A 12,731-nucleotide genomic window follows, 5' to 3' on the forward strand; every position below is an offset into this window, starting at 1 on the left:
CAGGACTATCGCCGTGCCTGGGGATATTTTCAGCAAATCGTCAACCGTCGATGTCTGGATCGGAATTGAGTCGCTTGAGCATTTTCGATCATGCGTTTCACATGGCAAGAACAAAAACGGCGCACCAATCTGGCAAAGCATGGCTTCGACTTCGCTAGCGCGGAGCAGGTGTTTTCGGGACACACCTTCAGCTTCGAGGATCAGAGATACGCTTACGACGAACAAAGGTTCATCACAGTGGGTCTGCTCGGTATCAATGTCGTCGTGATGGTGCATACCGAGACAGCCGATGAGATTCACATCATTTCGATGCGGAAGGCCGAAAAACATGAGCAACAAGCCTACTTCAGATCACTCCGCGGCAAACGCTGACCTCGATGAAGCGCCACCGTTAACGGAGGCAGATTGGCAACGCGCGGTTCACCGCGTTGGCCTCAAACCCGTCACAACGCCAAAGACCGAGGTCACCATCCCGCTTGATGCGGATGTTCTCGCGTGGCTCGAAGAACGAGCAAGCACGGAAGACTATCCCACGTTAATCAACGGCGCGCTGCGCGATACCATGCAAGAACATCGGCTTGAGGAACGGATCAGGCGGGTGATCCGTGAAGAATTGCACGCACGTTGACGTGACAGGGCAACGCGTGCTTCGAGCGCGAGCAGTGCCGAGATCAAGCACTGGGCGGAGCGGATTTTCGAGGCGCGGCAGCTCGCCGATGTCTTCGCGGAAAAGACCGGCGAGCGCGATGGCTGATACCTTTCTGGACGACACCCTGCCCAGCGGCCCGGTCGAGCGAACGATCCGCTACCAGGCCCCCTTCGTCCGCCCCGACCGCGAGCAGGACTATCGGACGGCCTGGGCGTTCTTTGCCAACGACCGCGAGGCGACACCATGTACGCAAGAGGGATGAATCGCGACAGCATTCTCGAACAGCTGCAAAGGCTCAGGCCCGAACTGACGCAGCGCTTCGCCGTGGAACGGATCGCTTTGTTCGGCTCCGCCGCGCGCGATCTGCTGCGCGAGGACAGCGACATCGACCTGCTCGTCGCCTTCACTGGACGGGCGACACTGGATGGTTACTTTGGCTTGAAGCGCTATCTGGAACAGGCCCTGGGGCATCCGGTCGATCTCGTGACCGAGCGCGGCCTTAAACCCTTGGCGAGAGCCAGCGTCGAGCGAGAGATGATCCGTGTCCCGTGACTGGCTGCTCTTTCTGGCCGACATCATCGAACACGGCGAGCGCGTGGAACGCTTGGTCCGCGATCAGGATCTGGACAGCTTCGAGCAAGATGAAGTCTTGCGCCAAGCCATCCTGTTTAGTCTGCTGATCATCGGCGAGGCGACCAAGCAGCTTCCGCAGTCGCTGCGTGACGCGGAGCCGTCCGTCAACTGGCGCGGCGCCGCCGGTCTACGCGACATCATCGTGCATCAGTATTTCGGTCTCGATACCGAAATTCTCTGGGACGCGGCGAGTGTGCATATTCCCCGCCTGCTCGATGCGGCAAGGCACCTGCAACAAGAACTGGAGCAGAATGCTGATGAATGACGATTTTCTCGACAGCCAAGCGTTACCGATCGACCAGAAGCATTTGGGGTAAGCTCAGCATGTGGACTAATCCCATTGTCGACGAGTTGCATCGCATCCGCGAGGAACATGCGGCACATTTCAATTTCGATCTGGACGCCATTGTGGCGGATTTGCGCAGAGTCGAAGCGGAATGGCCGGGACCGAAGATCAACCCGCCGCCACGGCGACCGAAACCCCGTCCGAATGCTGAGCCGGATGATGCAAGCGCAACCCATTGATCGCCGATCGATTCTAGAACAGGATTGGTGAAAATGAATAAGGGATCCAGGCAAACATGCTGCCATCACTGGTCGTCGATGAGGTCCGTCGCGGTGTCGCCGAGACACTGCGCACGCAGTTCGAGCCGTCTACCGCGCACTTTAAGGACGCGGTCAGGCGGCTGATCGACACGCCGAGCTGGGTCAAGGGCCCCTATGTGCAGCTCGGGATGCCGTTCGTTCCCGGCGACTCCGGGCGTGACTTCTTCAGCGCCTTTCAGACCGAGCATCCCGCCTTTTTGCATCAGGAGCAGGCCTGGCAGCGCTGCGCGCGCCAAGGGCGCTCGACGCTGATCGCGACCGGCACCGGCTCCGGCAAGACCGAGTGCTTCCTCTACCCGGTGCTGGAGCATGTCGCCGCGCACAAGGGCAGCCCGGGCATCAAGGCCATCGTCATCTATCCGATGAATGCGCTAGCCGACGATCAGGCCGGGCGCATCGCTGAGCTGGTGCAGCAGACGCCGGCCTTCCATGGCATCCGCGCCGGGCTCTTCGTCGGCTCCGGCAAGGCCAAGTACAGCCCCAAGCAGGCCGGTCAGGCGCCGGTGCTGGACAGTATCGCGATGGGTACCGGGGAGGTCATCAGCGACAAGGAGGTGCTGCGCCAGGACCCGCCGGACATCCTGCTGACCAACTACAAGATGCTGGATTTCCTGCTGATCCGCCCGGGCGATCAGGCCCTGTGGCGGTTCAATGCGCCGGAGACCCTGCGTTTTCTGGTGGTGGACGAGCTCCACAGCTTCGACGGCGCGCAGGGCACCGACCTGGCGATGCTGATCCGCCGTCTGCGCCATCGCCTGCAGTGTGATGCTCCCGCTGATACTCCGGTCGATGCCCGAGACAAAAACCGGGACCAGGCCCGAGATAACGACCGGAGCAAGGCGGAGCGCCTGATCTGCATCGGCACCTCGGCGACCCTCGGCGATGCCAGCAATACGGCGCCGTTGCGCGAGTACGCGAGCCAGATCTTCGCCACCGGCTTCGACGAAGACGCGGTGATCACCGAGCGTCGCCAGGGTTTCGATGCCTTCATTGGCGATGTGGTGGTCGAGCACCTGGTGGCCGATGACGAGACGGTGCTGGAGGCGATCCGTGAGACCGAATTCGAGCGCCCGGAGGCGGCGGTGCGGCGGTTTTTGCCGGCGTTCTTTGCCTCGCCAGCGCTGCTTGCCGAGCTGAGCGCTGATGCCGAGACGGCGCTCGGGCGGCTGCGGCTCGGCCAGGAGCTGAAGAAGCATCTGCTGTTCCAGTCGCTGCTGCGGGTTGCGAGCCATGGACCGGTGACGGTTGATGAGATCGCGGACAAGCTGCAGCGCACGCTGAGCGGGCGCGTGGCGGCTGAGGCCCCGGCGCTGGTGATCGCGCTGCTGACGCTGGTGGCTTGGGCGCGTGCGCCGCATGCCGGGCAGCGGGTGGACGCAGAGATGCCAGTGAGCCATCTGAACTTCCTGGTCAGCCTGCGCATCCAGCTTTGGCTACAGGAGCTGCGTCGGGTGGTGGCAACGGTGAGCCGCGATCCGGCTGAGGTGGTGTTGCAATCAGAGGCAGCGGTGCTGAGTCAGCGTGAGCGCTTGCGGCTGCCGCTGGTGCAGTGCCGGGATTGTCATGCCACCGGCTGGTTGACCATCAAGCGCCCACAGGACAGCCGCGTCGAGGCGAATCCAGACAAGATCTACGCCAGTTTCTTTGCCCGCCACCAGGATACCTTTCTGGCTCGCCTCTATCCCAAGGTGCCATCGATGACGCCGGTGCTTGAGCAGACGCTCTGCGGGCAATGCGGGCACCTGGGCAATCGGGCCGTCAGCGAGTGCCCGCACTGTCAGAGCGAGGATCTGCTGCCGGTGACGGTCGCCTGTAGCACCCGCAAGTACCAGGTTCGGGGCAACCAGGCGACCGGTCGCGGCGAGGAGCGCGAGGTCACCGTTCACGACGATACTTGCCCAGTGTGTGGCGTACGCGGCGGTCAACTGATCATCGGTGCGCAGACCACCAGCCTAGCCGCGCATGCGGTCGAGCGCCTCTGGTCGGCACCGCTTAACGATCACAAGAAACTGATCCTGTTCTCGGATTCGGTGCAGGATGCCGCCCACCGCGCCGGCTATCTCGAGTCGAAGACCGAAGGCCACCTGATGCGTGCGGCGCTGGCCAAGGCCATTGCCAGCCTGCCGTCGTTGCTGCCCTGGGACGAGGCGCTGGAGCATATCGGGCGTGCCTGGCTTGAGGGCAAGCAGAGAGTGGAGAGGAGTGAGAAGAAAGTAGAGCTCACTCCTCTCATTCCTTCCTCCCCACGCGATTTCGTTGCGCGCTTCATCCCGCCAAGCATGGAGCACCTGCGCGACTGGCGTGAGCTGCTGGCGAGCGGCGACCTGCCGCGCGGATCGCGCTTGCCGGAGATGCTCTGCCAACGGCTGCAATGGCGCGCGATCGAGGAGCTGGCGCATCGCTCCGATCGGGGCCGCACCCTGACCAAGGTCGGGGTCGCGGTGCTGTTCCCGGACCTGGATGCGTTGCGGGATTTGGTGCCAGGGCTGAGCGCGGAGCTGCGTGAGGCGGGCGGTGGGCTCGAGGACCTGGACGAGGCGCCGGTGTTGCATTGGGTGCTCGGCACCTTGCTGATGCTGATTCGCGCCGGGGCCGTTTTTCACCTGGGCTTGGAGCAGTTGGCCGAGACCGGGGACTTCGGCCAGTTTGAGTACGCGCCACAACGCAAGCCCTGGATACCGCACCGGCGCAGTGACCAGCCGCGCTTCGTGACGCGGGAGGCGGGCCGGCACGGTTTTCTGAACCTCGAGGAGCGCAATGCCAATCCTTTCTTAGGCTGGGCCCGGTTGGCACTCAGGGTCGATCTAACCTCGCCCGGCATCCTCACGCTGGCCTACGAGGAGCTGCTGAAGGCGCTGGAGCAGGTCGGGCTGGGCCGCTTTGTCCTGCTCGAACAGCGTGGGGTCAAGGCGCGGGTGTTCGGGCTGCGCCCAGAGCGGCTCTTGCTGCACCGCGACCTGCGGTTGCTGACGACGCCGAGCGCGGCGCAGTCGCTCTGGGTGCCGGCAGCGGAGGCCGAGGCGCTGAGCGGCCTGCCGGCCTGGAATAGCCCGCGCGAGAGGCTGCGGCCGGCGCCAGCACAGATCCGGAACTGGTGGCGGACTCGGCTGCAGCGGGGCGACATCAACCGTGTGATCGCGCATGAGCACACGGGGTTGTTAGAGCGCGATGAGCGGCTCGCGCTGCAGGATCGGTTCATGGCACCGGAAGAGGCCACCGAACCCTGGTACGAGAACCTGCTCTCGGCGACGCCAACGCTGGAGATGGGCATCAACATCGGTAGCCTCTCCAGCGTGATGCTCGGCGGTGTGCCACCGAATCAGGCCAATTACATTCAGCGCATCGGCCGCGCCGGGCGACGGGATGGCAACGCAGCGGTGCTCACGATTGCCGATGCCTCGCCCGATGGGCATGACCAGTACCACTTCGCGAATCCGTTGGAGATGCTGCACGCCGCGGTTGAAGCGCCGGCGATCTACCTGAATGCCGCCGAGGTCTTGCGCCGCCAGCTCTATGCCTTCTTCTTCGACAACTGGGTGGCGGGGGAGCAGCCGAGGCTGCCGGAGCGGCTGCGCGACGCCTTGGATCAGGTTGCGAAAGGCGACGGTGATCTCAACCAGTTTCCCTATAACTACCTCGACTTCGTGAATCGCAACGAGCCCGTCTTGTTTGCGGCCTTCTGCGCGATGCTCGCCGATGAGCTGCAGGCCTCCACCCGCGAACGGTTGCAGCTGTTCGTCACCGGCTCCGATCAGCAGAAGCATCTGCGTGCGCGGTTCCTCGCCTTCTTCGAGGAGACGCACGCCGAGCGTGAGTCGTGGAAGAAGCGCCGCGCGGGCATCGGAGCGGAGCTCAAGCGGCTCAAGAAACGGCCCGAGGACGAGCAGACGCTGGCCGAGATCGACGCGTTGGAGAAGGAGCGCGCAGGGCTCGGCCAACGCATCCAGCAACTGAACAACGAGCAGTTGCTGGAAGCGATGACCAATGCCGGGCTGTTGCCCAACTATGCCTTTCCGGAAGAAGGTGTCTCGCTGACCACCATCATTCACGGTAAGCGCCGCAGCGGCGAGGAGTATTCGGTTCCGGTGCACCGCTACAGCCGTCCTGCGCATGCCGCGCTAGCGGAGTTCGCGCCGCGCAATACCTTCTTTGCGCACAAGAGCAAGGTCCAGATCGATCAGATCGATCTGGAAGGCGAAGCGCCGGGCGAGCATCGATTCTGTGCCAATTGTCATTACTTGGCGCCGCTGACGGCGATGGAAGCGAAAGCCTCGACCTGTCCGCAGTGCGGCGACAGCAGTTGGGCAGATGGCAGCCAGGTGCGGCCGATGCTGCGGCTGCGGCGCACGGTGGCCAATGTTCGCCAAGCCGACAAGACGCGCATCACCGAGACCGACGAGGCGCGCAATCCGCGCTATTACGCACGCCGGCTGTTGATGAACTTCGAGCCCGCTGCTGTGCGTTCGGCCTGGACCCTGGAGTCCAGCCAGGCGGTGTATGGCTTCGAATTCATCGCCAAGGCGCAGTTCCATGATCTAAATCTAGGCCAACCAGGGCCGACGGCTGGATCGGAGCAGCCAACGCTGATCGCCGGTGATGAGAGCGCGAAGCCCGGGTTTTCGATCTGTCAAGGCTGCGGCATGGTGCAGCCGGGCGGCGGTCAGGTGCGCGAGCGGGACCGGAAACGGGAGCAGACGCATACGCCGGACTGTCGGGATCGGCACGCCGAGGGCGATGAGCATCTGCTGGACCGGCTCTTCTTGTATCGGGAGTTCGAGTCGGAATGCCTGCGCATCATGGTGCCGAAGGGGTTCGGCTCCGGTGAACAGACCACCTATTCGTTCATGTCGGCGCTGCAGCTCGGTTTGCGCAAGCGCTTTGGCGGCAAGGTCGATCATCTGCGTTTCGAAACCATGTTCGAAGCGGGCGCGGATGCGGGTTCGGGTAAGACCTTCATCCTGATCTACGATTCGGTGCCGGGCGGCACCGGGTATCTGCAACAGTTGCTCTCGGGCAAGGCGGACACGCTGGTCGCGGTCCTTGCTGCGGCGCATGCGGTGATTCGTCGCTGCACCTGCCAGACCCGACCCGAGGTCGACGGCTGCTACCAGTGCGTGTTCCATTATCGGCAAGGGCGCAACCGTCAGCATATCTCCCGCCTCGCGGCGCTGGAGATGCTCGATGAGCTGGTCGAGGGCCGCTTTGAGCGCAAACAGGTCAAGTGCCTGTCTGAGCTCTACATCAACCCGGCCTTTGGCTCGGAGCTGGAGCGCCGTTTTCTGCCCGCGCTGAAGGCGCTCGGCGGGCAGTTCGATGCCAGCGGCGAGCGTTTTCCGACGGTTCAGGTGACCCAGGATGTCAAGGCGGGCAAGACCGCCTATCTGCTCGCGGTTGGCGCCCATAAGTATTGGGTCGATACCCAGGTGCCGATCGAGGATCAGGCCACCGGCCAGACGCTGTGCCTGCCTGATTTCGTGATCTCGGCGACCAAGGCCGCGAGCCCGATGCGCCCGATTGCTGTCTTCGTCGATGGCTGGGAATTTCACCAGCAGTCGATGGCCGCCGATGCACGCAAGCGCGCGATGCTGATGCTGCGCGGTGAGTACCGGGTCTGGTCGGTCACCTTTGAGGATATCGAATCGGCGCACAAGCAGAAGACCGGAACCGATCTGCCGAGTCTGCTTGACCTGCTGATGACGGAGGCGGGCGCATCGATCCCGTCGGAGCGATTGGCGCCGATCGCCCCGTTTCATCTCAGCAGCCATGCGATGGCGCTCTTGCTCAGGCTGCTGGCTGAATCTGACCCCACGCATCAGGACCCGCTTGCGGCCTTGGGCTCGAGCGGACAGCATTTGTTGACGCGCAGCGTGCTGCGTCCAGCTGAGGTGACGGGAGCAGTGCGCGAGCGCGCCGAGCGGGTGTCGCAGGCGTTGCCGGAGTGGCTGGAGTCAGAGGCCCATGGCGTGCATCTGCAGGGGCCTGCGACAGGATATCTTCAGTGGGTCGGTCAGGCGGAACCCAAGTTCCTGACGGGAAAGGCAACCTCGAGCCAACCGCTAGCGGGTGCTTTGGTCTTGAACGATGTTGTGATCGGGCAGGCGCCGAAAGAGGGGCATTCGCATTGGCGGCAATGGCTGCGGATCGCGAACCTGCTGCAGGGCGTTCCCGGCGCTGCCTTGCTGACTGAATCGATGCTCGATGCCGGCCATGTGCTGGCGGTGCCGCAGCCGAAGGTGGTCACGGCGGCAGTCGCCCCCGCCGGCTGGGGTAAGGTTTTGGAAGAATCGGAGTTCCTGGGGCGTCTCAGACCGGGCTTCGAACGGCTGAGCGAGAGCGGCGTCGCGGCGCCAAGCGCGATCGGTGCCGAGGTGGAAGACGCCGACGACTACCGGGTGGCCGAGGCGCTCTGGGAGGCCGCGAAGCTTGTCTTCCTCACTCCCGCGCAGATGGAATGCGCCACGAGCTGGAAACAGGCCGGGTTCGCCGTGGTCGAGGAGGCCGACGACTGGTGGCTGGCGGTTGAGGCGGCACTAAACGCACAAGGCGAGGGACAGAGTCGATGAACGAAGACGTCAAGATCATCGTCAGCAACGAAGTGATCAAGCGCATGACGGCGCTGCCCGCAGCGGTCCAGAGCAAGGGGCTGGAGTTCATGCTCAAGTTCCAGACCGATCCGCGTAGTCCGGGCATCAACTACGAGCGCATCAATGGCGCCAAGGATAAGAACCTGCGTTCGGTCAGGATCGATCAGGCCTATCGCGGCATCATCTTTCGGGCGCCGAAGGATAACGTCTTCGTCTGGCTGCACGTCGACAAGCACGATGACGCCTACCAGTGGGCGAGCACGCGCAAGATGAGCGTGAACCCGGTCAACGGTGCGCTGACCTTGACCAACCTGCACTTCGTCGAGGAGACAGTGCAGAGGCGGGCGGCCCCCGCGCCCTCGGAGCCTGATCCGGTCTTCGCCGATTTGTCGGACCGTGATCTGATGGCGATCGGCGTGCCGGAGGAGATGCTGCCCGCCGTGCGCACCATCCGCTCCGAAGGCGATCTGGATGCGATGCGCGAAGAGCTGCCGGTGGAGGCCTACGAGGGGCTGTTCCTGGTGCTCGCTGGCGATTCGGTCAGCATCATCTTGAGCGCCCGCGAGACCCGGGTCGATCGCGAGATTGATACCGAGGATTTCGCCAGCGCCGCCGATCGCGATGAGAGCCGCTCGCGCTTCTATGTGGTCGAGGGCGAGCAGGATCTGCAGGCGATCCTGTCTGCGCCGCTGGAGCAGTGGCGGGTGTTTCTGCATCCGACGCAGCGCCGTTTGGCGACCCGGAACTTGAACGGCCCCAGCCGCATCCTGGGCGGTGCGGGCACCGGCAAGACGGTGCTGGCGATGCACCGGGCCAAGCATCTGGCCAGCCATCTGGCCAGCCATCTGGCTGGTCGTGATCAGAAGCTGCTGTTCACGACCTTTACCACTAACCTGGCCTTGGACATCGAAGACGGGCTGAAGGCGATCTGCTCGCCGGAGCAGATCCGGCAGATCGACATCATCAATCTGGATGCGCTGGTCTTCCGGCTGCTCAAGGCGCGCCGCTACGAGCATGAGATCGCCTTCGATTTCGAGGCCAAGTGCGCGCCGGCCTGGGACGCGGCCATGGTCGACTTCGATCCGTCGCTGGGGGTGTCGCGCGCATTCGTGCGCGAGGAGTTTGAGCAGGTGGTGCTGGCGCAGGGGCTGGCGACGCGCGATGACTATCGTGAGGCACCTCGGCGCGGCCGCGGCGTCATGCTCTCGCGCAAGAAGCGCGACGCGCTCTGGGAGATCTTCGAGAACTATCGGTTGCAACTGAGCGCCAAGGGCCTGAAGGAGCCGGACGACGCCTACCGCGACGCCTGCACCTTGCTCGACGCCGAAGGTCGGCCACCCTATGCCCATGCGGTGGTGGACGAGACACAAGACTTCGGCCCGCAGGCGCTGAAGCTGATCCGCGCGCTGGTCCCGCCTGGCCCCAACGATCTGATGTTCGTCGGCGACGGTCACCAACGCATCTACGCCAAGAACAAGGCAGCGATGAGCCGTTGCGGCATCGACATCCGTGGGCGCGCCAAGAAGCTGTACCTGAACTACCGCACCACCGAGGAGATTCGCCGCGAGGCGGTGTCGTTGCTAGAGAACCTGGAGATCGACGACCTGGACGGTGGCAGCGACGAGATCGCGCGCTACAAATCGCTCCTGCACGGGCCGGCGCCGGAGCACATCCGCGGTGCCTCGATGGAGCGGGTGCGTGAAGGCATCATCGAATTCATCGCCGGCTGTCTCGCAGACAATGTCGACGCCAAGATCGGCGTGATGGCACCGACCGGCAAACTGCGCGACCAGCTCGCGAAGCAGACCCGCGACGCTGGCTACAAGGTCGCCACGGTCAGCCACCGCGAGCGCCTGAGCCGCAAGGACGCCCAGATCTTCGCGATGACCCTACATCGGGCCAAGGGCCTGGAGTTCGACGCCGTCGTCATCGTCGTCAATCGCGCGCTCGACGACGAGCTGCGCAAGCTGATCTATGTTGGCATCACGCGCGCGAAGCGGGCGGCGAGGGTCTACTCGGCGGACTGAGCACGGCGAGCCCAATTGGAGCGCGTTACCTCGGCTGCCTCTATCTTGTCTGAAATCGTTTCAAGCATGCCTCCAGGAACCGCATCCCCGTCGCCAACGCTCACTTTCTCTGCCACGCTGACAGGACTGTCGGCGCCCAGCCTGTCATCAATCTCAGGATGCGTCTCCTGCATCTCGCGTTCAGCCGTCGCCATCCCGCGGCGGCAGGTCGTGACCCACCGCGTGGCGCACCTGCGCCGAGGCGAGGCGCTGCTGCGTCGAAGCGCCGATCGACCAGCCAGACGCCGGAGAAGGTGTGGCCTTGCGTGAAGACCACCACCGGATGGATCGCGTCCCCTGCTTGCAGCAGGCCCGGTCGTTCGCTGGGCTCCCATCGACTACTTCAACTTGATGCAGTAGTTGCCACTGGTCCGGTAACCCGACGGGCAAGACTCCAGCTTGATGATGATCTCCTTGTCGCTGCTCTCCAGCGGGATGCAGTAGTGGCCGCTGGTGCGATAACCCACCGGGCAGCTGCCGACCTTGGGGATCGGAGTCTTGTCGTCGTCGCCGACGACGAATGCTGGGAACTGCAGCAACAGCGCAAGGGCAACTACGCGGGTCTGCGATCGAGTCAGTGGAAGCCAGCTACCCTGTGTCATCGATGTCATTCTCTTGATCTCCAATGTGATCAGCGAGTCCCACGCGGCAGCTTACAAGTGTTCTGCAAGTGACGCAGCGCCTGTTTCTGGTTCTTCGTTGAGCCCAGCAATCTCCATTTTCCGTGTTCCCAAGCCACCCCCCTCGCAAATCAGCCGCAATCCGCTGATCTTTCGCCGTCGCGCGCCGCCACCAATCCCGCCAGGCTATCGCCACCGAAACACCGGAGGCGAACCCCATGCATGCCCTCGACCTGCCGCGCGGCATCGATGACCCACCCTCGCTGCTGCTCTGGCGCCTGGATGATCTGATTCCCCTGATCCTGATGCTGATCATCGGCATCCTCGCCGATCGTCTGCTGCTCTTCGTGCTGCTCGGCCTGGGCCTGTCCCGGCTCTATGGCCGTTTCCGCGACAGCCGCCCGGATGGCTTCGCACTGCACTGGGCCTACTGGCACGGCCTGGTCCCGCTCGGTGCGCGTAGCTGCCCGAATCCCTTCAGTCGCTGCTGGCGCGGATAGGGTGACAATGACACTCGACACCCTGACCAAGACCTGGCGCGGCATCAACCGCGAGAACCGCTTTCACCGAATTGCGGTGGCGCTGCTGCTGGTGACCAACCTGTTCACCCTGGCCGCACTGCTGCGGGCCGATCGCACCGTCGTGCTGGTGCCCCCGATCCTCGAGGGCGAGGTCAACGTCGCCCGGGACCGCGCCTCACGCGAGGTCAAGGAGGCCTGGGCGATCTATGTCGCCGAACTGCTCGGCAATGTCGGTGCGCGCTCGGCCGACTTCATCCAACAGGCTCTCGAGCCGCTGCTGGCTCCGCCGCTGCGTGCCGCCGTGATGGAAGTCATCGGCGAGCAGGTCGACGCGATCAAGCGCGAGCGCGTCTCCATGCACTTCTCCCCGAGCGCACTCAGCTACGACCCCGCCACCGACACTCATTACATCACTGGCAACCAGGTCAGCATCGGTCCCGGCGCCCAGCCGGTGCGCAACCAACGCACCTTCGAGGTCCGTGTCGGTTTCCGCCATTACCGCCCGGTGATTACCCATCTGGATGTCTATCCCGGCACCCCTCGCCAACCGGAGCCGTCTTTGTCATGACTTTCTTTCCATTGTCTGTCGCGCGCTCTGCACCGCGCACACCGCGCTTCCTGCTCCCCGCCACGCTGACCCTGGTTGGCATCACACTGGTTGGAACGACGCCACCGCTGCACGCCAACAGTCCCTTCCTGCGCGGCAGTGCCGTAGCCACCCAGACCGCAGCGACTGCGTCCACCGCCACAACCGGCGCCGCCACTGACAGTGCCGATCCAGACGAGCCAGCGGTGCTGGCCTTGGGACCGCGTACCGTCACGGTCGCACCCGGCGCCAATGCCATCCTCGAGCTGGCGATCGATCACCTTAATCGCATCGTCACCCCGTTCGAGCGTCCCTCGGTGCGCACCGTCTCCGACCTTAGCACCGAGGTCGAGGGCAAGGTCGTCTATGTCGCCACCGCCAGTGAAGTCCCGGCGACGCTCTACATCAGTGCCGGCGATGCATCAGGGACCACGATCGCGCTGACCCTGGCGCCACGCCGCGTCCC

At 64.0% G+C, this 12,731-nt stretch carries 11 protein-coding genes and 1 pseudogene; 11 read left to right on the forward strand and 1 reads right to left on the reverse strand.

Annotated features, from left to right (window positions below):
* Positions 1-90 precede the first annotated feature (90 nt).
* The 8 genes from CCR96_RS03480 (at position 91) to CCR96_RS03515 (ending at position 10,499) form a co-directional block, all read left to right on the forward strand.
* Entirely contained in the window at positions 91-372 is a 282-nt protein-coding gene (locus tag CCR96_RS03480) for a BrnT family toxin (protein ID WP_201217381.1), read from the forward strand.
* Positions 329-628 carry a BrnA antitoxin family protein gene (locus CCR96_RS03485; RefSeq protein WP_201217384.1) on the forward strand — a complete coding sequence of 100 codons (300 nt, stop codon included), beginning with the start codon at positions 329-331 and terminating at the stop codon, positions 626-628. Before CCR96_RS03480 ends, CCR96_RS03485 begins: the two co-directional genes overlap by 44 nt.
* Before the next feature lie 118 nt (positions 629-746).
* Positions 747-911, forward strand: a complete 165-nt coding sequence (locus CCR96_RS03490; protein ID WP_201217386.1) for a hypothetical protein — start codon at positions 747-749, stop codon at positions 909-911.
* Entirely contained in the window at positions 908-1,201 is a 294-nt protein-coding gene (locus tag CCR96_RS03495) for a nucleotidyltransferase family protein (protein WP_201217387.1), read from the forward strand. The genes CCR96_RS03490 and CCR96_RS03495 overlap by 4 nt, the downstream gene beginning before the upstream one ends.
* Positions 1,191-1,547, forward strand: coding sequence for a HepT-like ribonuclease domain-containing protein (locus tag CCR96_RS03500; protein WP_201217389.1), 357 nt, complete (start codon positions 1,191-1,193; stop codon positions 1,545-1,547). Before CCR96_RS03495 ends, CCR96_RS03500 begins: the two co-directional genes overlap by 11 nt.
* Positions 1,544-1,807 carry a hypothetical protein gene (locus CCR96_RS03505; protein ID WP_201217391.1) on the forward strand — a complete coding sequence of 88 codons (264 nt, stop codon included), beginning with the start codon at positions 1,544-1,546 and terminating at the stop codon, positions 1,805-1,807. The genes CCR96_RS03500 and CCR96_RS03505 overlap by 4 nt, the downstream gene beginning before the upstream one ends.
* A 56-nt stretch (positions 1,808-1,863) precedes the next feature.
* Positions 1,864-8,451 carry a DEAD/DEAH box helicase gene (locus CCR96_RS03510; RefSeq protein ID WP_201217401.1) on the forward strand — a complete coding sequence of 2,196 codons (6,588 nt, stop codon included), beginning with the start codon at positions 1,864-1,866 and terminating at the stop codon, positions 8,449-8,451.
* On the forward strand, positions 8,448-10,499 hold the full coding sequence (locus CCR96_RS03515) for a UvrD-helicase domain-containing protein (RefSeq protein ID WP_201217403.1): 2,052 nt from the start codon (positions 8,448-8,450) through the stop codon (positions 10,497-10,499). Before CCR96_RS03510 ends, CCR96_RS03515 begins: the two co-directional genes overlap by 4 nt.
* A gap of 377 nt (positions 10,500-10,876) precedes the next feature.
* On the opposite strand, the gene CCR96_RS03520 is transcribed toward CCR96_RS03515, so the two are convergent.
* A complete protein-coding gene (locus tag CCR96_RS03520) occupies positions 10,877-11,149 on the reverse strand; it encodes a hypothetical protein (protein ID WP_201217406.1) in 273 nt (90 codons plus the stop codon).
* Between the two features lie 227 nt (positions 11,150-11,376).
* Between CCR96_RS03520 and traL the strand changes: the two genes are divergently transcribed.
* The 3 genes and pseudogenes from traL to CCR96_RS03535 all read left to right on the forward strand — a co-directional run.
* Positions 11,377-11,658, forward strand: coding sequence for a type IV conjugative transfer system protein TraL (traL, locus tag CCR96_RS03525; protein WP_200251897.1), 282 nt, complete (start codon positions 11,377-11,379; stop codon positions 11,656-11,658).
* 7 nt (positions 11,659-11,665) lie between these two features.
* Positions 11,666-12,247: a TraE/TraK family type IV conjugative transfer system protein gene (locus CCR96_RS03530; protein WP_201217408.1), complete on the forward strand. Its 582-nt coding sequence runs from the start codon at positions 11,666-11,668 to the stop codon at positions 12,245-12,247.
* Positions 12,244-12,731, forward strand: a pseudogene (locus tag CCR96_RS03535) (conjugal transfer protein TraK); the annotation flags it as partial. The gene CCR96_RS03530 and the pseudogene CCR96_RS03535, both read left to right, overlap by 4 nt.

It is taken from the genome of Halochromatium roseum (assembly GCF_016653315.1).
GTDB lineage: Bacteria > Pseudomonadota > Gammaproteobacteria > Chromatiales > Chromatiaceae > Lamprobacter > Lamprobacter roseus.

Excerpts from the sequence above, each read along its gene's own strand:
- CCR96_RS03480 (WP_201217381.1), top strand. The coding sequence starts at position 91 with ATGCGTTTCACATGGCAAGAACAAAAACGGCGCACCAATCTGGCAAAG.
- CCR96_RS03485 (WP_201217384.1), top strand. The coding sequence starts at position 329 with ATGAGCAACAAGCCTACTTCAGATCACTCCGCGGCAAACGCTGACCTC.
- CCR96_RS03490 (WP_201217386.1), top strand. The coding sequence starts at position 747 with ATGGCTGATACCTTTCTGGACGACACCCTGCCCAGCGGCCCGGTCGAG.
- CCR96_RS03495 (WP_201217387.1), top strand. The coding sequence starts at position 908 with ATGAATCGCGACAGCATTCTCGAACAGCTGCAAAGGCTCAGGCCCGAA.
- CCR96_RS03505 (WP_201217391.1), top strand. The coding sequence starts at position 1,544 with ATGACGATTTTCTCGACAGCCAAGCGTTACCGATCGACCAGAAGCATT.
- CCR96_RS03510 (WP_201217401.1), top strand. The coding sequence starts at position 1,864 with ATGCTGCCATCACTGGTCGTCGATGAGGTCCGTCGCGGTGTCGCCGAG.
- CCR96_RS03515 (WP_201217403.1), top strand. The coding sequence starts at position 8,448 with ATGAACGAAGACGTCAAGATCATCGTCAGCAACGAAGTGATCAAGCGC.
- CCR96_RS03520 (WP_201217406.1), bottom strand. The coding sequence starts at position 11,149 with ATGACATCGATGACACAGGGTAGCTGGCTTCCACTGACTCGATCGCAG.
- traL (WP_200251897.1), top strand. The coding sequence starts at position 11,377 with ATGCATGCCCTCGACCTGCCGCGCGGCATCGATGACCCACCCTCGCTG.
- CCR96_RS03530 (WP_201217408.1), top strand. The coding sequence starts at position 11,666 with ATGACACTCGACACCCTGACCAAGACCTGGCGCGGCATCAACCGCGAG.